General features: G+C 70.7%; 16 protein-coding genes and 2 pseudogenes. 8 read left to right on the plus strand and 10 right to left on the minus strand.

Going from position 1 to position 18,586, the window contains the following annotated elements; translation table 11 throughout:
• The first annotated feature begins 65 nt into the window (after window positions 1-65).
• Entirely contained in the window at window positions 66-254 is a 189-nt protein-coding gene (locus ABZ928_RS18105) for a hypothetical protein (protein ID WP_361519399.1), read from the plus strand.
• 2 nt (window positions 255-256) lie between these two features.
• A complete protein-coding gene (locus ABZ928_RS18110; RefSeq protein WP_361519402.1) occupies window positions 257-487 on the plus strand; it encodes a hypothetical protein in 231 nt (76 codons plus the stop codon).
• 31 nt (window positions 488-518) lie between these two features.
• Here the strand turns inward: ABZ928_RS18110 and ABZ928_RS18115 are convergent, their stop codons facing one another.
• Window positions 519-965, minus strand: coding sequence for a hypothetical protein (locus ABZ928_RS18115; RefSeq protein ID WP_361519405.1), 447 nt, complete (start codon window positions 963-965; stop codon window positions 519-521).
• A 246-nt stretch (window positions 966-1,211) separates the two neighbouring features.
• Between ABZ928_RS18115 and ABZ928_RS18120 the strand changes: the two genes are divergently transcribed.
• A complete protein-coding gene (locus tag ABZ928_RS18120; RefSeq protein WP_037751662.1) occupies window positions 1,212-1,415 on the plus strand; it encodes a cold-shock protein in 204 nt (67 codons plus the stop codon).
• 126 nt (window positions 1,416-1,541) lie between these two features.
• Here the strand turns inward: ABZ928_RS18120 and ABZ928_RS18125 are convergent, their stop codons facing one another.
• Both ABZ928_RS18125 and ABZ928_RS18130 read right to left on the minus strand, forming a co-directional pair.
• Window positions 1,542-1,964, minus strand: coding sequence for a GNAT family N-acetyltransferase (locus tag ABZ928_RS18125; protein WP_361519408.1), 423 nt, complete (start codon window positions 1,962-1,964; stop codon window positions 1,542-1,544).
• A 222-nt stretch (window positions 1,965-2,186) separates the two neighbouring features.
• Complete coding sequence (locus tag ABZ928_RS18130) at window positions 2,187-2,999, minus strand: helix-turn-helix transcriptional regulator (RefSeq protein WP_361519411.1); 813 nt, start codon at window positions 2,997-2,999, stop codon at window positions 2,187-2,189.
• A gap of 85 nt (window positions 3,000-3,084) precedes the next feature.
• On the opposite strand from ABZ928_RS18130, the gene ABZ928_RS18135 reads away from it, so the two are divergent.
• Window positions 3,085-3,882, plus strand: coding sequence for a sulfite exporter TauE/SafE family protein (locus ABZ928_RS18135; protein WP_361519414.1), 798 nt, complete (start codon window positions 3,085-3,087; stop codon window positions 3,880-3,882).
• Between the two features lie 3 nt (window positions 3,883-3,885).
• Here ABZ928_RS18135 and eno read toward each other — a convergent pair whose 3' ends face one another.
• Complete coding sequence (gene eno, locus ABZ928_RS18140; RefSeq protein WP_361519417.1) at window positions 3,886-5,169, minus strand: phosphopyruvate hydratase; 1,284 nt, start codon at window positions 5,167-5,169, stop codon at window positions 3,886-3,888.
• Between the two features lie 93 nt (window positions 5,170-5,262).
• Between eno and ABZ928_RS18145 the strand changes: the two genes are divergently transcribed.
• Window positions 5,263-6,123, plus strand: coding sequence for a winged helix-turn-helix transcriptional regulator (locus tag ABZ928_RS18145; protein WP_361519420.1), 861 nt, complete (start codon window positions 5,263-5,265; stop codon window positions 6,121-6,123).
• A gap of 124 nt (window positions 6,124-6,247) precedes the next feature.
• Here ABZ928_RS18145 and ABZ928_RS18150 read toward each other — a convergent pair.
• Together ABZ928_RS18150 and ABZ928_RS18155 are read right to left on the minus strand one after the other, a co-directional pair.
• Window positions 6,248-6,507 (minus strand): annotated as a pseudogene (locus ABZ928_RS18150) (MarR family transcriptional regulator); the annotation flags it as partial.
• A 106-nt stretch (window positions 6,508-6,613) separates the two neighbouring features.
• On the minus strand, window positions 6,614-7,744 hold the full coding sequence (locus ABZ928_RS18155; protein WP_361519423.1) for an ABC transporter substrate-binding protein: 1,131 nt from the start codon (window positions 7,742-7,744) through the stop codon (window positions 6,614-6,616).
• A 443-nt stretch (window positions 7,745-8,187) separates the two neighbouring features.
• On the opposite strand from ABZ928_RS18155, the pseudogene ABZ928_RS18160 reads away from it, so the two are divergent.
• A pseudogene (locus ABZ928_RS18160) lies at window positions 8,188-8,340 on the plus strand (transposase); the annotation flags it as partial.
• A gap of 153 nt (window positions 8,341-8,493) precedes the next feature.
• On the opposite strand, the gene ABZ928_RS18165 reads toward ABZ928_RS18160, so the two are convergent.
• The 3 genes from ABZ928_RS18165 to ABZ928_RS18175 form a co-directional block, all read right to left on the minus strand.
• Window positions 8,494-9,606, minus strand: a complete 1,113-nt coding sequence (locus ABZ928_RS18165) for a polyprenyl synthetase family protein (RefSeq protein ID WP_361519425.1) — start codon at window positions 9,604-9,606, stop codon at window positions 8,494-8,496.
• 105 nt (window positions 9,607-9,711) lie between these two features.
• Window positions 9,712-10,566, minus strand: coding sequence for a hypothetical protein (locus ABZ928_RS18170; protein WP_361519428.1), 855 nt, complete (start codon window positions 10,564-10,566; stop codon window positions 9,712-9,714).
• Window positions 10,527-13,541: a M4 family metallopeptidase gene (locus ABZ928_RS18175; RefSeq protein WP_361519430.1), complete on the minus strand. Its 3,015-nt coding sequence runs from the start codon at window positions 13,539-13,541 to the stop codon at window positions 10,527-10,529. The genes ABZ928_RS18170 and ABZ928_RS18175 overlap by 40 nt, the downstream gene beginning before the upstream one ends.
• 268 nt (window positions 13,542-13,809) lie before the next feature.
• Here ABZ928_RS18175 and ABZ928_RS18180 point away from each other — a divergent pair, with 268 nt between their 5' ends.
• Both ABZ928_RS18180 and ABZ928_RS18185 read left to right on the plus strand, forming a co-directional pair.
• The gene (locus ABZ928_RS18180) at window positions 13,810-14,502 is read left to right on the plus strand and encodes a response regulator transcription factor (RefSeq protein ID WP_361519432.1); all 693 of its coding nucleotides are present in this window, start codon (window positions 13,810-13,812) and stop codon (window positions 14,500-14,502) included.
• Window positions 14,499-15,950, plus strand: coding sequence for a HAMP domain-containing sensor histidine kinase (locus ABZ928_RS18185; protein WP_361519434.1), 1,452 nt, complete (start codon window positions 14,499-14,501; stop codon window positions 15,948-15,950). Before ABZ928_RS18180 ends, ABZ928_RS18185 begins: the two co-directional genes overlap by 4 nt.
• 411 nt (window positions 15,951-16,361) lie before the next feature.
• Here ABZ928_RS18185 and ABZ928_RS18190 read toward each other — a convergent pair whose 3' ends face one another.
• On the minus strand, window positions 16,362-18,512 hold the full coding sequence (locus ABZ928_RS18190; protein ID WP_361519437.1) for an MMPL family transporter: 2,151 nt from the start codon (window positions 18,510-18,512) through the stop codon (window positions 16,362-16,364).
• Between the last annotated feature and the right edge of the window lie 74 nt (window positions 18,513-18,586).

Here is an 18,586-nt window from a genome sequence, read left to right on the forward strand (position 1 = left end):
GCGTCATCAACATGGCGACTCAAGGAAGAGCAACAGAGGCAGGCGTCCCTGAGTGCGGAGAGCTGATGTACGACCCCGTTACGCGCAAGGCGGGTGAGTTCCAGGGCAAGGCGGGGCCGTACGTCATGCTGCGCCCGGTCGGTGGTGGCCGTGAGTGGGAGGTTGATCCCGATCAGATCCGTCCGGCCACTGTCGCAGAACGGCTCAGTGCGGGCGTGAAGGCGGTCAACTCGCGCACCGAACAGGGGCTGTGAGCGTGCGCTCGGTGATCCGCCACGAGACGTGGACACTGACACCGGACCGGGAGCCGGACGCGGAGCCGACCACGTACTCAATGGAGTGCGCGGTGTGCGCGGAGTCTTCGGCGACCAGTGAGAACTTCACCGACCCGCAAGGCTGGGCGCTCGCCCACTCCGGCCGTAACCCGTCGCACCACTCCTTCCGCGAGACCATCACCCGTCCATGGCGCACCTGGCGGCACCTGTGATGAAACCGAGCTGATCACCACCGCTCTCGCATCACCAGGAAGGGGCCGAAGGCTGCACGGACGGCCAGTCGGCCAGCCGGGCCCGGGCTTCCTGCGCGATGACCGGCCACGGGTCATCAACCAGACGCGCAACCGCCGACCGCGGCGATCGCGGATGGCCTGCGACGAGCCTCCGTACCGCGTCATGCGGATCGTCGACCAGCCGTTCCAGCAGCTCAGGCGGGCAGTTGCGCTTACTGGCCACCCGGTCTCGGACCCGCCAATCCGGATCCTTGATCAGCTCGGCCAGAATCTCCGACGGCACCGTCCTGTTGTGCGCGGCCCAGAAGCGCATGTCGGGACGGTTGCGTACCAGGTCCCACCAGACTGCCAACGGCATGGTTGCCCACGCCGAGCGGTTGTACTCCGCCGGGTCCTCGCTCTCCCGCAGCCGGATGAACTCCTCCACAGAGGTGATCTCAGGGAAACGGTCCGTCATGGAGCCAGTAAGCCACGGCGTCAAGGCCAGACGTCAAGCATCAGCTGCTTCACGGCGCCCGGTGTGGATCATGACGGTAATTCTCTGGTGAGGGGCTGTTTCGCGGTGTAGCGTCTCTGCCAGCTGTCGTGGTTCGCAGTACCTGCCCGCGCTCCGGTGCGGGCGTTTTGCTGTGCAGTACCGGACCAGGGCGATCACCTCCAGGACCGCGCGGTGCGGTTCTGACGTCAACTGAGAGGTACCAGCATGGCCAGCGGAACCGTCAAGTGGTTCAACGCGGAAAAGGGCTTCGGCTTCATCGCCCAGGACGGCGGCGGCCCCGACGTCTTCGCGCACTACTCCAACATCAACGCCTCCGGCTTCCGTGAGCTCCAGGAAGGCCAGGCGGTGACCTTCGACATCACCCAGGGCCAGAAGGGCCCGCAGGCGGAGAACATCACCCCCGCCTGATCCGGGGCCGGTCCTCGGACCGGTAGGTCGGAACGAAGTCCTGCGGGTCGCCGCGGCGTTGTGCACGCCGAGGCGACCCGCAGGCCGTTGTGCCGCGCCGACGCCGCAGGCGGCTCGGATCCCGCGTCACATCACGCGGTACATGCCGATCGAGTCGTGCGTGGCGGTGTCGGCGAAGCCGAACTTCTCGTACAGGAAACGGGCCGGGCCGTCCGCGATCAGTGAGACATAGGCCGTAGCGGGCGCGCGGCGCTCCAGTTCCTCCGTGAGCGCGGCCATGATGCGCCGGCCTAGACCGCGCCCTTGGTGTGCGGGGTGCACGCAGACGTCGACGATCTGGAACGCCGTACCGCCGTCCCCGATGACCCGTCCCATGCCGATGGGCTCCCCCTCGTGACAGAGCACCACCCCGTGCCAGGTGTGGGGGAGGGCGAGCGCGACAGCCTCGGGGGCCTTGTCGGAGAGGCCGGCATCGGTGCGCAAGCGGCGGAAGGTCTCCAAGGACGGAACGCCGACACGCAGCTCGTAAGGGTCACTGGCGCTATTCATACATTACAGCGTACAAGGTCGCATGTGCCGGCCGTCCCGCCGTCAGGCTGACGTCCGGAGGTGTTCGAGCAGCAGGCCGTTCAGCGTCTCCGCCGCTTCCTCGGGGATCCAGTGGCTGACGCCCGCGGTGGTGCGGATGCTCAGTTCGGACATGCCCCACTCCTCCATACCGACTGGTCGGTAAGCCTTGTGGTGGGGCATCGGAATGTCAAGGCCGGAATGTCAAGGCCGACAGGGACCGCCGCCACCCCGTCCGGACGGCCCGCCTGCCGCGCCGCGCGCGGTGAAACGGGACGGCGGCATGCCGAACGCGCGCGTGAAGGCGGCCGTGAACGCGGCGGGGGAGGCGTAGCCGAGGCGGCCGGCGACCTCGCTGACCGACGCGGTTCGCAGCAGCGGAACGGCCGCCAGCAGCCGGGCCCGGGAGCGCCATACGGCAGGGCTCTCGCCGGTCTCCGTACGGAAGCGGCGGGTGAAGGCCCGCTCGCTCATGGCGGTGCGCGCGGCCCATACGGTGTTGGTGACGCCGGCGTCCGGGGTGGCCAGGTAGGCGCGGCAGAGGGCGGCGAGGTCGGCGGAGGCCGGGATCCCGACGTGGAAGGGGAGCGGGGCCCGGGCGGCGATCTCGTGGAGCAGGAGTTCGGCGATGGTGCCCTCGCGGCCGGAGCGGCTGTAGTCGGGTGCGAACTCCGCACTGGCCAGGAGCAGTTCGCGCAGCAATGGCGGTACGTCCACGACCGTGCAGACCGCGGGCCACCAGGGGACGGCGCCCGGCTCGACGTACAGGCTGCGGGTGGTCACGCCCAGCATGTGGACCCGGTGCCGGGTGGCGGGCGGGATGAGGACCGCGCGCTCGGGCGGCACGGTCCAGGTGCCGTCGGCGGTGTCGACGACCATCACGCCGGTGGCGCCGTAGAGGAGCTGCGCCCTGCGGTGCTCGTGCCAGTCCAGCACATGGCCCGGCGGATAGTCGGTGCCGATCGGCAGGACGGCCCGGTCGAGGTGGTCGACGTCGGCCAGGGGGATGTTGCGCACCGGGTGACTGTACTGGCCGAGACGCGAAGGAATCGTGCCGGGCATCGCATGCGGGACGGCCGGCCCGCCTGATGGGGTGGGCGTCATGGATCTTGTGGCGTTGATCGGGATCGGTGTCCTCACCGGGGTCACCACCGTGCTGTTCGGCTTCGGCGGCGGGTTCGTCGCGGTGCCGGTCGTGATGTGGGCCGACGCGGGACTCGGCGCGGACGCGATACGGGTGGCGACGGCCACCTCGGCCCTGGTCATGCTCGTGAACGCGGCCTTCGCCACCGCCGTCACCCCACGCCGCGTGCTCGTCGCCCTGCGCGGCACCGGCCCGCTGCTCGCGCTGCTGGCGGCCGGCGCCGCCGCCGGGGCGCTCGCCACCCGGATCCCCCCGCCCGGCCTGACCCGTTGGGCGTTCATCGGCTACGTCGTGATCACCATCGCCGACCTGCTCCTGCGCCCCGGCTTCCTGCGCCCAGGCGCACGGACCGGGACGGCATCCGCCGAGCCCCGACCGCTGCCGCCCCTCCTGGGCGCGCCGGTCGGAGCCGTCGCCGCCTTCCTCGGTGTGGGCGGCAGCGCGATGACCGTCCCGGCGATGCGGCGGTCGGGCCACACCATGCGCGTGGCGACCACGCTGGCCAACCCGCTCACCCTCGCCATCGCGCTCCCGGCGGCCGCGGTCTCCCTCGGGGGCTCGGCACTCGCGGCCACGCACCCGCGCCTGGTGGGTCTCGTCGACCCGCTCGCCGCCGCGGCCCTGCTCATCGGAGCGCTGCCGGTGATCGCGGTCCTGCGCCGGCGCCCGCCGCGGATCCCGGACCGGGTCCACTCATGGGCGTACGTCGGACTGCTCGCCCTCGTGGTGACGGCGATGCTGCCGAGAACGCACTGAGGCTCAGCGGCGCAAGCCCAGCGCCGCCCGCCCCGCGTACCGGGCCTGGGCGCCCAACTCCTCCTCGATGCGCACGAGTTGGTTGTACTTGGCGGTGCGGTCGGCGCGGGACAGCGAGCCGGTCTTGATCTGCCCGCAGCCGGTGGCGACGGCCAGGTCGGCGATGGTGGTGTCCTCGGTCTCGCCGGAGCGGTGGGACATGACGACGGTGTACCCGGCACGGTGTGCGGTGGACACGGTGGCCAGGGTCTCGGTGAGGGTGCCGATCTGGTTGACCTTCACCAGGATCGAGTTGGCGACGCCGTCGCGGATCCCGGCGCGCAGCAGGGTCTCGTTGGTGCAGAAGACGTCGTCGCCGGTGAGCTGGCAGCGCTCGCCGAGACGGGCGGTCAGGTCGCGCCAGCCGTCGTGGTCGTCCTCGGCCATCGGGTCCTCGATGGAGGCGACGGGGTAGCGGTCGACCAACTCGGCGAGATACGCGGCGTGTTCGGCGGGCGTACGGCGAACTCCCTCGCCGGCGTAGTCGTACACGCCGTCGCGGAAGAACTCCGATGTGGCCGGGTCCATGACCAGGGTGATGTCGGTGCCGGGCTTGTATCCGGCCTGCTCGACGGCCCGTACGACGAAGTCGAGGGCCTCGTCGGCGGTGCGCAGATCGGGTGCGAAGCCGCCCTCGTCGCCGACGTTGACGTTGTGGCCGGCCGCGAGAAGGCCGGCGCGCAGGGTGTGGAAGACCTCCGAGCCCATACGGACCGCCTCGGCGAACGTGGCCGCACCGATCGGGGCGATCATGAACTCCTGGAAGTCCAGCGGATTGTCGGCGTGGGCACCGCCGTTGACGATGTTCATCATCGGCACCGGCAGGACACGGGCGTCGACCCCGCCGACGTAGCGGTACAGCGGCAGCCGGTGGGCTGCCGCGGCGGCCTTGGCCGTGGCCAGGGAGACGCCGAGCAGGGCGTTGGCGCCGAGCCGCGCCTTGTTGTCGGTGCCGTCCAGGTCGATCATCGTGCGGTCGACGGTCGCCTGGTCCTCGGCGTCGAGCCCGATCACAGCGTCCGCGATGCTCTCGTTGACCGCGTCGACGGCGCGCCGGACTCCCTTGCCGTGGTAGCGGTCCGGGTCCCCGTCGCGCAGCTCGACCGCCTCGCGGGCGCCGGTCGAGGCGCCCGACGGCACGGCCGCGCGGCCGAGCGATCCGTCCTTGAGCTCCACGTCCACCTCGACGGTCGGATTGCCCCGGCTGTCGATGATCTCCCGTGCGACGACCCGGCTGATGGCGGTCACGATGCGGCTCCTCAGGATCGGCCCGCGCGATCGCGGGCGGTAAGTTTCACTAAGTAATGAAGTGAGTCCCGAAAGGGAACCTACTATGGGCGCATGAGGATGCACAACGCCGACGAGACCTGCGGCATCACCCAGGCCGCTCTCGTCCTGGGCGACTGGTGGAACGTGCTCGTCCTGCGCGAAGTGGCCCGCGGACACGTCCGCTTCGACGCGCTGGCCGCCGAGATCGGCCTGTCCCGCAAGGTCCTCAGCGAGCGCCTCGGCCGCCTCGTCGCGAGCGGGGTCCTGACCCGCAGCCTCTACCAACGCCGCCCCGTGCGCTACGAATACCTGCTCACCGACGCCGGTACGGCACTGCTGCCCCTGCTCGTGGCGATGCAGGACTGGGGCGACCGCTGGGTACTCGGCGACGGCACCCTCACCGCGACGGCCGAGGCAGACAGCGCCGAGCACACCCGCGTCCACGCCCTGCCCGGCACCCGTCTCCCCGCCGACCTCCAACTCCCCGGCGCCCATGGCACCGACACCCCGCTCGTCTCACCGGACGCCCCCGCGACGGTGCTGTTCACGTACCCCGGCACCGGAATCGAATGGGGCCCCATCCCGGGCGCGGCGGGCTGCACTTTGGAGAACCGCCTCTTCCGCGAGGCCTGGCCCGACTTCGAGCAGGCAGGCGCGCAGATCCGCGGAATCAGCACCCAACTCACCGAGGAACAGCGGGAGTTCGCCAGCACCGAGAAGATCCCGTACCCGCTCCTCTCCGACGCGTCCCACCAACTGGCCGCCGCCCTACGACTGCCCACCTTCCGCGGCGCGGGCCGCCTCCGCCACAAGCGGCTCATCCTGATCACCGACGCCGAACGGACCGTCCGCCACGTCCTGTTCCCGGTCGACGACATCCCACACGCGGTCACCGAGAGCCTGCGGCTGGCCAAGGAGTGCGCAGCGCTTTGAACCGGCGGTTCCCAACGCCCCGGTGAGGGAACTCTGCGGGGAATTGTGCGTGGGGTTGAACGCAAGAGCAGCGGACTCATGATCCGTCGGCCGTGGGCTTGAGTCCCTCGGCGGGGAGCGGCGCCAGCTGCGCGCGCAGGTCCTCGGGGGAATCGGTGCGCGCCACGAGTCCCGCCGCCATACGGTCCCTCAGCCGGGTGGCGCCGCCCGTGGTCAGGAGCTGTTCCTGGGCGATGGCCCGCATCGACATGCCCGGTGCGCCCGCCCGGCCGAGGATCAGCAGCACCTCGAACATGAGATGACTGATCCCGCAATTCTCCTCCCGAGGATCAGTTCGTGGTCGGCGGCCCCCTTCGTCGTGCTGGTGGCCGCCTGCTCGCTCACGGCCTCCAGCCGTCCCGGGTGTCAAGGTACCGATCATGCCCGGGACGGCAGGGTGTCAGGTCCGGCGCGTGGTCGCGGGGCACCGGCCGGCGCGCCCGCCCTACGTCTATGCCCCTGGGTGCAGGCCCAGCCAGCCGGGCGTCGGGTTGCCCTTGACCTCGCCGAAGTACAGGGCGAAGGTCTGCTTCCAGCGTTCGACCGCGGCGCGGTCGGCCATGAAGCGGGGGAAGCCGTCCAGGTTGGCGTTCGGGTACTCCCAGATCGGCTTCAGGCCTGCCGGGGGAGTGACGTCGGAGCGGACGGACCAGCCGTTGAAGGAGCCGTTCTGCATCTCCTTGGACAGCTGCCAGTTGAGGAACAGCTTGGCGGCGGTGGAGTTCTTGGCCTCCTCGAGGACGGCCGTGCGCTGGCCCCACGCCATGAACGGGTGCCCGGCGCCGATGGCGAACGTCACGGGAGAAGTGCCCACCGCGGACCCGGCGGTACCGACCCCGATCGCCTTCTGGCCGCCGAACACGGCGTCGCCGGGGGAGTTGCTGCCACGCCCGAACTGCACGTCCTGCGCGGCGAACCGAGCCACCCAGTCCCAGCCGTAGGTGCGTGCGTACAGGGAGTACAGGTAGAGCACCGCGTCGTCGTCGTGCGGATAGGAAGAGGCGATCCTGCCCTTCCACTTGGGGTCCACCAGGTCGGGCGGAGTGAGCTGCGTGGCCGAACCGACCGTCGCCGTGTTGTACATGAAGCTGAAGGCGATCGCGCCCGTGGCCACCCAGGCGCCCTGCGGATCCTTGAACGCGTCGTAGACCTTGGAGAACCCGGCCGGCTTGTAGTGCAGCAGGCGGCCCTGCTGCTTCCACCGGTCGAAGTCCTGGAGGGTCTGGAACTGGACGACGTCGGGGACGAGGGTGTCGGTGGCGAACTGGTTGTCGACACGCACGTCGTGGTACTTGCTGTAGTCCACGATCAACGTGAGGTCGATGTCCGGGAAGCGGGCCTTGAACGCCGCCTTGGTGCCGTCCTGCTGGGTGGGGGTGTCGCCGCCCGCGTAGACGACCAGCTTGCCGCCCTCGGCGAGCGCGGCCTGGTAGAGCTCGTCGAGCGTCCGCGTCTCCTCGCGCCCGCCCGCACGGCGGTAACCCGCCGGGGCGGCCGCGGCCGGAGTCGCGGTGGCGCCGAGGGCTCCGACACCGAGGGCGGCACCGGTGGCCAGGACATGTCGTCTGCTGAATCTGGGCACGCTGAGGAGGCCTCTCTCATGGGGGGTGAAGCCCGCGGCCTGGGCGAGGCCATGGCCGTCGGGCGCCCTTCATCCTGGCCGTGTCCCGCCCCGGTGGGCAACGTTTTCCAAGGGTTCAGCCCCACGTTCAATCGAACGGTTGAACGCCCGCTGCGCAGCTCGGTTGACGTCCTCCTTCGCCGGTCGCGCCGTGGACCGGCGGGGTACGAGCGTGGGGGGAGGTCCGTCGATGACCCTCGCCCCGTACGAGCAGCTTCCGGACCCTGACCGGCCTCCTGATGCGGAGCCGGCGTCGAAGGTCGGGGCAGGCCATCTGGCACACGTCGCTGGTCGCGGCGGCGATCACGGTCGTCCAGAACGCTGGGCCTCCTGTCGCCCCTCGGCGTCAACTCGGTCAAGGCGGACGCCGTCGTCGGCGCCGACAGCTGCGGGGCCGACGACGCAAGCTGGTCGACGGGCGCAAGAGGCATGTCGTGGTCGACACTCTCGGTCTGCCGCTCGGGGTGATGGTCCCCGCCGCGGATGTCGGCGACCGCGCCGCCGCCCGGGTGCTGCCTGAGCAGGTGGCCGACGCGCATCACCGCCTCGGACTCGTCCGGGCCGACGGCGACTGGACCGGCAGCCTGGTCGAGTACTGCCTGGCCGCGCTCGCGCTGGTCCTGGCGATCGTGAAACGCAGCGACGACATGCCACGGACAGCACCGACCTGTCCAGGGCGTGGTCCTTCGGCCCAATCTCCTTCCTCAAGTTCACGCGCGTTTCGGCGAGTCGCTGTTCCAGTACGGCGACCTGTCGGCGGAGGTGGCCGATGTCGGGTGTGGCCCCGAGTCCGGACTCGCGCCCTGCCTGGCAGCCCTCTCGGTGATAGCCCGGCACAGGTCTTCGAGGGCATCGCGGGCGTCGCAGCGCGGGAGGTTCCGGAGCGTCCGCAGGGCGCGTTCTGTGCGCTGCGCGACCTCTGCCCGTGCCAGTGCGAACGCCCGGTGCCGGCGCAGCAGCCGGAGTGCCTCGGTGCGCTGGCCGCCGTCCTCCAGGTTGCCGTCGAGCAGGGTGCGTAGCCGGACGTCGTCGGCGTCCCCGGGGTCGGGCGGCAGGGAGCGCAGGATCAGGACGGGAAGGGTGCTCACCCCCTGGCGCAGATCCGTTCCGACTTCCTTGCCCCAGGCGGGGACGCCCCCGTCGATGTCGATGAGGTCGTCGACCAACTGGAAGACCACGCCCATGTGTTCACCGAATTCGGCGAGCTGCTCGACCGTGGAGGCGTCCGCGCCGGCGAGCATCGCCCCGATCTGCGCCGCGGCGGCGATGAGGGAGCCGGTCTTGCCACTGATGACGTCGAGATGGTGGCGGATCGGGTCGTCATCCGGCCCGGGGCCCTGTAACTCCAGCGCCTGGCCCTCGGCCAGCCGGACCAGCATGCCGCTCCGGGCGCGTGCCGCGTCGTCGCCGAGGTCGAACGTCAGCCGGACGGCTCGTGCCAGCAGGAAGTCTCCCGTTCTGATCGCCGTCCTGTCGCCCCAGACGGCGTTGACGCTCGGCCTTCCGCGTCGCGTCGTCGCCGCGTCCATGACGTCGTCGTGGTAGAGGCTGGCCAGATGGGTCAGTTCCAGGGCCGCGGCGCCCCGGATGACGCCCGGCGTGTCCGGATCGCCGAACCGGGCCGTGAGGAGGACGAGTACGGGGCGGAATCGCTTGCCACCGGCCGCCAGGAGGTGCTGGGCGGCGTCCGCCAGCAGCGGTTGTTCGGACTTGACCGACTCGGCGAGTACGTTCTCGACGGCGGCCAGCTGCTTCTGGAGACGGGACCTCAGCCGTCTGTGCCTGATGCTCATCACATGCGCGGACGGCGGCGCGAGGGTCATCGCGGGCCTCCTCCCTGTCTGTCGAGTGCGCGGTCTGCCGAGCGACGGAATCGGCGGAGTCCGCCGGGCCGGGCCCCGGACCCGGGGGACTCCGCCGGACGTTCGTCAGCCGCGTGTCATCGCGAAGACGTGGAGGGTGGGTGTGTCAGGTGCCGCGGTGGCACTGGCATCGGGCAGCCGCACGCTCACCGGCGTCTTGCCGGCTTGGAGCGGCACACCGACGTAGTACACGTTGCCCACGTGGTCGTAGGTGACGTTGCCCTGGCGGTTCTGATACGCCGTACCGACCGCCAAGTCCCCGCTGCCGCCGAACCAGTCGGGACTGCCCAGGGTGAAGTCCTGGGCCGATCCGTCCGCGTAGCGGATGGTGCCGGTGCCGCCGGTGGGGCCGTAGCTCGCCGTGACCAGGAAGCCGAGCGTCCGGCCGCGGGTACCGTCCATGGCGACCGTCTGGCCGGAGGCGACCACGTTGTCGGGCAGGCCGTAGACCGCCGTGCCCTGGGTGCTTCGGGCACCGGCGGTCGAGGGCCAGGTGAAGCCGAGCCCCGCGTGGTCGAGGGACCCGCCGGCGGTCACGCCCTTGGCGGCCAGTGCCTGTGCGGACAGGCTGCTGCCCCATCCGTCGATGTCACCGAAGCCGGTGGCGTCGTCCTGGGTGACGGCGACGCTGTTGAACGTCGACGTCAGCTCCGGGACGGCCGTGCCCGACGTCATGGCGAAGACGTGGAGGGCGGGTGTGCCGGGCGTCGCGGTGGCACTGGCATCGGGCAGCCGCACGCTCACCGGCGTCTTGCCGGCCTGGAGCGGCACACCCACGTAGTACACGTTGCCGGCGCCGTCCTCGGTCGTGTTGCCCGGGCGGTTCCGGTACGCGGTGGCGATCGCCACGTCCCCGCCGTCACCGGCCCAGTCGGGACTGCTCAGGGTGAACTCCTGGGCCGTACCGTCCTCGTAGTACACCGTGCCCTCGCCCGCGGCCGGACCGGAGGTGGCCGAGACCAGGAAGCCGAGCGTGCCGGAGGTTCCGCGGATGTCGATGACCTGTCCCGCGGCGACCGTGTTGTCCGGGGTGCCGTGGCCGGCCAGGTGAAGCCGAGCCCGGCATGACCGAGGGCCGCGCCCGGGGTGACACCCGCGTTCGCCAGCGCCTGTGTGGACAGACTCGAACCGGTGCCGTCGAGGTCGCCGACGCTCGTGCCGCCGTCCTGTGTGACCCCCACGTTGTCGAAGGTGGCGGCGAGGGAGGGGGCTCCGGTCGGCGGGGTCTCGTGCTGCTGGTCCTCCGCGATGGCATCCAGGTACGAGCGGAGCTGCGTGATGCTCAGGCCCACCACGTGCTCGTCGTCGATCAGCGCACGCTGTGCCTTGGCCAGATCGGCCTTCGCCGTCAGGCCGGCCTCCTCCATGGCGGCGATCAGTCCGTCCGCGAAATCGTTGGCCGCGTCGATCTGCTCCTGGGTGAGGAGGACGTCGTCCTCGTCGGACGTTCCCACCGCCTGGATCACGGGTTTCCAGAGCTGGAGTGCCCGGACGAACCGGTCGAGCAGTTCGCCCTGGAGGGGGATGTTCGCTTCGACTTCCTCGCGGTTGTCGAAGAAGAGGTTCCCGTAGTACTTGGCGGCCGGTGACTGGTCGACGACGGAGACCTGGTAGAGGTGCACGAGAGAACCGGCCAGGTCGTCGACGGGGACTCCGGTGGCGTTCAGGGCGTCACCGCTGTCGTACAGCGAGGCGAGGATCGTGCAGGTGAGGCCGGTCCCGCAGTTCGCGGGGCGCGGGTCCGGAGTGTTCCCGTTGATGCCCACGTTGTTCGTCCACACCGAGTTGGTGGTCGAGGTGATGATGCTGTCGGCCCCGTGGAGGTCCCGGGTCGCCGTCATCACCGCCGCATAGGCGGCGGCGAAGTCGGAACCGCTCGTCAGGTAGTGGGTGAGCGCCCGGTACATGATCTGCTCGGCGGGAAAGGATCCGTACAGGGTCGCCATGCGGTAGAAGGCGTAGTTGATGATCCCGCTGTTGGAGTGCACACCGCCGTTGTCGGCGCAGGTCGTCCTGTACTGGTCCATGTGCTTCGGATGGCCGTAGGCGGTGGGATCGGACATGGACCTGATCGGCTCCATCGCGTCCAGGTCCGTACCGAGGAGCCAGTCGGTGCGGCCCTTGACGTATCTCTCGGTCATCTCGCCGAAGATGTCGGAGATCGCCTCGTTGAGCGCTCCGGACTGGTACTGGTAGGTCAGGTTCGCGGTGTGCTCGGTGACGCCGTGGGTCATCTCATGGGCCGTGACGTCCTGCGACAGCATGCCGTCGCCGTACGTCATCCGCGAGTTGCTCCAGAAGGCGTTCTTGTAGCCCGTCTGGTAGTGGACGCGGGAACTCAGCGTCATCCCCAGGCCGTCGATGCTGTCGCGGCCGAAGGCCACTCTGTAGTAGTTGTACGTCGCACCGGACTGGTTGTAGGCGTCGTCGGCGTCCTTGTCACCGGAGGGCGAACTGTCCTCGGTGCGGACCAGCGGGAAGGTGCCGTTCTCGCGCGTGCTGTGCTGCATGTCCCGCACTTCCCGGTCCAGGGCGTCCATGGACAGCGGAACGGCGGCGACGAACCGCCCGGCGTTGAGCGCGTCGACGAACACGCGGGTGCTCCGCCCGGTCTCGTCGGTCAGGTCGACCTGCCAGGTGAGGTACGCGGGGGTGCGCACGCCCGCCGTCGCGACACCGGCGTAGACCACGAGGCCGGGGGTGGCGGTGCTGCGCCCGCCGGGCACCGCCTTGACCGCCGTCCGCACGGCTTCGGCGCGGTCGATCCCCGGAGTCATGGAGGCGGGCGGGATCAGATCGGGCCGCAGCCCGTTGGTGACGGCCGTCACGGTCCGGCCGTCACGGTCGAGGTGTACGCCGACCTGCGCCCCGAACACCGGTACGCCGTCCATGACTTGGTCGTACCAGGCGTGCGTGGCGCCGGTCCTGTCCTTCGGCTGCACGCGCCGTGTGTTCTTCCGCAGCATGCCGTCGGTGTCGCCGACCCCGAAGACCTTCGCATGGGTCCCGAGCCAGCCCAGAACACCGTGCCCGCCCAGCGGGCTGTGCAGACCGCCGAGCATGGACGGAGTGCCGGTGCCGGAGTTGTTCGCCCGGTACGGCTCATGCCCCTTCTCCGTGCCCAGCGCGTCGACGGCCTTGTCGACACCCGGGGCTCTCCACTTCTGCCGGTTCGCCACCCCCGTGGGGTCGGCCGGAGTGGCGGCGGCAGCGCCGACGGAGACGAGTGAGGCGATCAGCCCGGTCACCGCCATGACCGCCACGGCCCGTACGCCGCTCCGGCGGGCCTTCTCGGCCCCGCGCACCGAGGACGGTTCGGGACCGAACGGCCACCAGCGGATCACGGCACCGCCCACCAGCAGCGCCCAGGCCGCCGACGAGCCGGCGGTGCCGACCGTCGACAGCGGCATCTCGAAGCCCGAGGCGGACACCGGCTGCTCCGCCACCGCCACCGCGATGCCAGTGAGAGCCGCGTAGCAGACGGCCGCAGAGATGATCAGTACATGACAAGGTAACGCAAGGCGGCGCGCCGCGACGACGGTGCACACGGCCAGCACCGAGGCGCCGGCGAACGGACCCGCGCCCACGAGAAGCAGCCTCGAATGCTCACCTATCGCCCACGCGGCGGTGATGTGCCCGGAGAAGGGCGACATTCTCCAGTCGACCGGCACTCCGCTTCCGGCGGCGAACCCGCCCACGGTCCCGGAGAAATCCGTGGTGAGAAGTTCCGCCACGAAGACGTCGAAGTACAGACCGCTGTGTGCGATCACCATACGCAGTGCGACATGGACGGTCGCCAAGGCGGCGGCCAGAGCGGCGAAAGCGCTGCCGACGGCGACCCAGGCCATGTGCCAGGCGCGGTCGCCCGACGGCGACGGCGTGCTGGTATGACTCATCGTCATCCTTCTGTAGTCCCGGCCTTCCCCAGCCGGGAAATGGCCAGAACGAAGGCTCCGGTCACGACCCGTGACGGGCCGAGGATCTGAGCCTCCGTCGGAGACTGTAGGAATGACGCAGTGGAAAAAATGTGCGCCCGCTGTTCACGGAGGTGGTGCCGCCGATCATGCGGGAGCAGCGCGGTCCCCAGCAACGCTCTAATCCTGGCCTCAGGTTGATCGGCGACAATGAGCGGAAAAGGCATCGACTGGAGGGGGGCGTGCCGGCGTGCGGATCATGATCGCGGATGACGACCCGGCCATCCGTGACTCGCTGGAGCGCGTGCTCCAGGTCGAGGGTTACGACACCAGCACCGTCACCAACGGTTTCGCCGTGCTCGACGGGGTCGGTGGGGCCGGCGGCGACACGCTGGATCTGCTGCTCCTCGACGTGATGATGCCCCGCCTCGGCGGGTTGGAGACCTGTCGGCGGTTGCGGGCCGCGGGCCGGGATCTGCCGGTGCTGATGCTGACCGCCCGTGACCAGGTCTCCGACCGGGTCGCGGGGCTGGACGCGGGCGCCGACGACTACCTGCCCAAGCCGTTCGCCACCGAGGAGTTGCTGGCCCGGGTACGGGCCCTGCTGCGCCGGCGCATGCCGACCGACGAGGAGTCCCAGATCCTGTCGTACGCCGATGTCCGGCTCGATCCGGACAGGTTCGAGGCGTGGCGGGGCGAGCGGCCGCTGCACCTGACCCGGACCGAGTTCTGCCTCCTGGAGGTCCTCATGAGCAACGCGACCCGGGTCTTGACCCGCGACGCGCTGTTCGATGCGATCTGGGGCTTCGGCATGAGCTCCACCGCCAACAACCTCCAGGTGTACGTGAGTTACCTGCGCCGCAAGTTGGAGGCCGAGGGTGAGCCGCGATTGATCTACACACTGCGCGGTCTGGGATACACGTTGCGGGAGACTCCTCCGTGAGCAGGCCCGCGGGACGGGAACCGCGCCGGCTGACCCGTTGGTGGCGCCGACGGTCCCTGCGGGCCAGGCTGACCGTGATCTCGGCGACGGCCATCGCGGTCAGCGTGTTCCTGGCCTTCCAGGTGGCCAGCCAACTCATGGGCCGGGAGCTGCAGAAGACCGCCGAGAACGAGGTGCGCGCCGACGCCCGCGTCCTCGCGACGAACGCGGAGCGCGCCGGTCTGGCACAGGTCCAGCTACCGCCGTATCCCGGATCCGGTCGGCTGGTGCGGGTCATCCTCCCCGACGGCTCGATCCGGACACCGGTCGGCCAACCCGCGCTGCCCCCGGTGAGCGAGCAGGCCGGGCGCGTGGCACAGGGCGCGTCGGCCGACCTGATGGAGTCGAACGACAGCGACGAGGACGGCTACGCCATCTACACGCTGCGGGCGGGCGACGGCGCGGTTCAGGTGGCCCGCGTCGTCGACGACAGCCCGATCAACCGGTTCGGGTTCGGCATGCTGCTGATCGGGCTGCTCTGCGTGGTCGGCGGCGCCCTTGTCGGGCGGACCGTGGCGCGGACCGGGCTGGCACCGATCGACCGGCTCACCGCCGCCGCGGTACGTGTCGCGCACACCCGGGACCTCGACGCCGGCATCCCGGACGAGGGCGGCGGGGAGATCCGGCGGCTCATCCAGTCGATCAACGACATGCTCGCCGCGCTCCGGGACTCCCGGCTGGCCCAGCGGCTGCTCGCCGAGGACGCCGCCCACGAGCTCAAGACCCCGCTCACCAGCCTGACCCTCAACGTCGAGCTGCTGATACGGCTCGATCGGCGCGGCACCCTGGACAGCGCACTGCCGGCGGAGAGCCGGACCCGGCTGCTCAACGATGTCGGCGCCCAGGTGACCGAGTTGAGCACCCTTGTCGCCGAGCTGACCGACCTGGCCCGCGGTGACGTCAGCGACGAGAGCACCGAGGTGCTCGACCTCGCCGACGTGGTGGCGGCCGCCGCGACCCGGGCGCGTTCCCGCGTGCCCGACATCGAGGTCGCGCTCGACGTGACGTCTGTGTGGGTGAGCGGGCGTCCCGCCGCGCTCGAGCGGGCGGTGCTCAACCTCATCGACAACGCCGGCAAGTGGTCCCCCGCGGACCAGCCGGTCCAGGTCCGGCTCCGTGCCGAGGGCGCGTCGGCGGTGCTCGAGGTCGACGACGCCGGGCCGGGCATCGACGCCGCCGACATACCCCGGGTGTTCGACCGGTTCTACCGTGCCGACAGCGCCCGGGCGTTGCCGGGATCCGGCCTGGGGCTGTCGATCGTGCAGCGGGTCGTCGACGCCCACGGCGGCCGGGCCGGCGTCGCCCGCTCCGCACGCGGTGGCGCGCTGCTCCGGGTCGAGCTTCCGGCCGCGGCTCCACCCGCCTCGATCGCCCGGCTCACCGCCGGGGATGACAGCGCGGTGCACTGACCCGCCCCGCCCCGCCCACGCGGCGCAGGACAAGGGACGGCGGCCCTCGGGCATGGTTCGGCCCGGCTCACCGTCGGGGCGGGACACCGCGATGCGCCGGCCCCAGCCCCCCGGACGCTCGGCGCAGGACCAAAGGGCGGTGGCCGTCGGGCAACGGCCCGGCGCGGCTCACGGTCAGTTCGGGGCACAGGGGCGCGCCGACCCCAGCCCCGGCCGCACAGCACAGGACAAGAGAGCGACGACCGCCGGGCCATGGCCCCCGCGCGGCTCACCGTCGGGGAGGGACCCCGGGGCGCGCCGACCCCAGCCGCGGCGCGCAGCGCAGGACCAACGGGCGGCGACCATCCGGCCCATGAAAAAATCCGGGACGGGTCTGGGGCCCCGTCCCGGATCTCGTCCGTGCCGCCGCGCTCACCGTTGCAGCGCGGGCTCCTCGTCGTCGGCGAGCGGCTGTTGACGGTCCGGAAGCTCCGCCGCCGGCCGGGACAGTCGGCTCGGCCACCAGATGCGCCGGCCGATCAGCAGGGTGAGGGCGGGCACGAGGACCGACCGCACCAGCAGGGCGTCGAGCAGCACGCCGAAGGCGACCAGGAACCCGACCTCGATCAGCATCACCAGCGGCAGTGTGGCGAGGACCGCGAACGTGGCCGCCAGGACCAGGCCTGCCGAGGTGATGACGCCACCGGTGGCCGAGAGGGCTTTGAGCATGCCCCTTCCGGTGCCGAGACGCACGGTCTCCTCCCGGGCCCGGCTGGCCAGGAAGATGTTGTAGTCGACGCCGAGGGCCACCAGGAACAGGAAGGCCAGCAGCGGCACCGAAGAGTCGACACCCTTGAACCCGAGGATCGTGTCGAAGACGAACACGCTGCCGCCGAAGGCCGCGGCGAACGAGACGATCACGGTGGCCATCAGGACCAGCGGGGCGAGAATCGCGCGCAGCAGCAGCCCGAGGACGATCAGTACGACGGCGAGCACCAGCGGGATCACCAGCTTCTCGTCGCGCTTGGTGGTCACCTCGGTGTCGAGGTTCTCCGCACTCGGCCCGCCGACGATCGCCTCCGCCCCGCTCACCGCGTGCACGGCGGTGCGCACCCGCAGAATCGTGTCGTACTCCGCGGCGGTGTCCGGCGCGTCCTTCGGGAACACGGAGATGTTGGCCCAGCCACCGCTGGTCTGCTCCGGGACGGCCAGGGCCACACCGCGCGTGTCCTTGACGATGTCGAGCACCCGCTGCTGCTGCTCCGGCCGCGTGAAGACCGTCATCGGCTGGCCGCCGAGCTCCGGGAAGTGCTGGCGGAGAACGGTGAAGCCGGTGACCGACTCCGGCGCCGACAGGAACTGGTCCTGCTCCCGCAAGGCGCCGGTGTTGCCCGCCAGCCCGAGGGCGAGCACGCCGAGGATGCCGAGCGAGCCGAGCGTCGCCACCCACCGGCGGCGGCTGATGGCGGTGCCGAGCCGTCCCCACAGCCCCGGCCTCTCCTCCACGGCGGTGCTGAACCGCGGGACGGCCGGCCAGAAGATCCGCCGGCCGAGCACCACGAGTACGGCCGGGAACAGCGTCAGCATGGCCACCAGCGCGCACAGGATGCCGGCCGCCCCGATCGGGCCCAACCCGCTGGTGCTGTTCAGGTCCGCGACGAGCAGACAGAGCAGGCCGGCGACCACGGTGGCCGCGGACGCGACGATGGCCGGCGCCGCTCCGCGCAGCGCGTGGACCATCGCGACCCGGACATTCTCGTGGTGGTGCAGTGCCTCCCGATATCGAGCGATGAGCAGCAGCGCGTAGTCCGTGCCGACGCCGAACACCAGGATCGTCAGCAGCGCCGAGTTCTGGTCGTTGACCACGATGCCGAAGCCCTTGACGAGCAGGTAGACGGTCGCCATCGCGGTCAGTGCGGCCGCGCCCACGGCCACCAGCGGGATGAGCCACAACACCGGGCTGCGGTAGGTGAGGATGAGCAGGAGAGTGACGACGGCGATGGTGGTGAGCAGGACCTGCACGTCGATGCCGTCGAAGACGGCGTCCATGTCGCCGTCGATCGCGCCCGGGCCGGTCACGTCGAGTTCCAGGCCGGAGGGGCGGTCCTTCGTGGCGTCCCGCAACGGGCCGACGAGGGTCTCCGGTTCGCCGTAGGTCGTGCTCACCTCGACGCTGAACATCATCGCCTTGCCGTCGGTGGAGGGGGTCGTCGGTGAGCCTTCGTCGTCCTCGCCGCCCGCCGCCGTCGCCTTCGGCGGATACCGCTTGGCAAGCGTGTCGTAGTGGCGCTCGACCGTCGCGCGGTCAGCGTCGGTCATGCCGCCGGCGCGGTGGTACACGAAGACGAACGTGTTGCTGTCACCGTCGGGGAGACTGTCTTCCAGCACCGCCACCTTGGTGGACTCGGCACTGGCCGGCAGGGTGTCCACGGCGCTGTCGGTGGTGACCGAGCTCAACTTTCCGCTCAGCGGCACCATGCCCGCCGCCAGCACCAGCCATAAACCAATCACCAACCAGGGCACCCACCGACCGGCCAACCGACCGGCCGGCGCTTCCCCGGACGGCCCTGCGTTGACTGCCATCACTAGCCTCCTGCATACGGCTTGCATCGCTTGTCTGGACGCCGACTTCCTAGCGAGCGAACCTGAGGCGACTG

The organism is Streptomyces sp. NPDC046909, assembly GCF_040644695.1.
Lineage (GTDB): Bacteria > Actinomycetota > Actinomycetes > Streptomycetales > Streptomycetaceae > Streptomyces.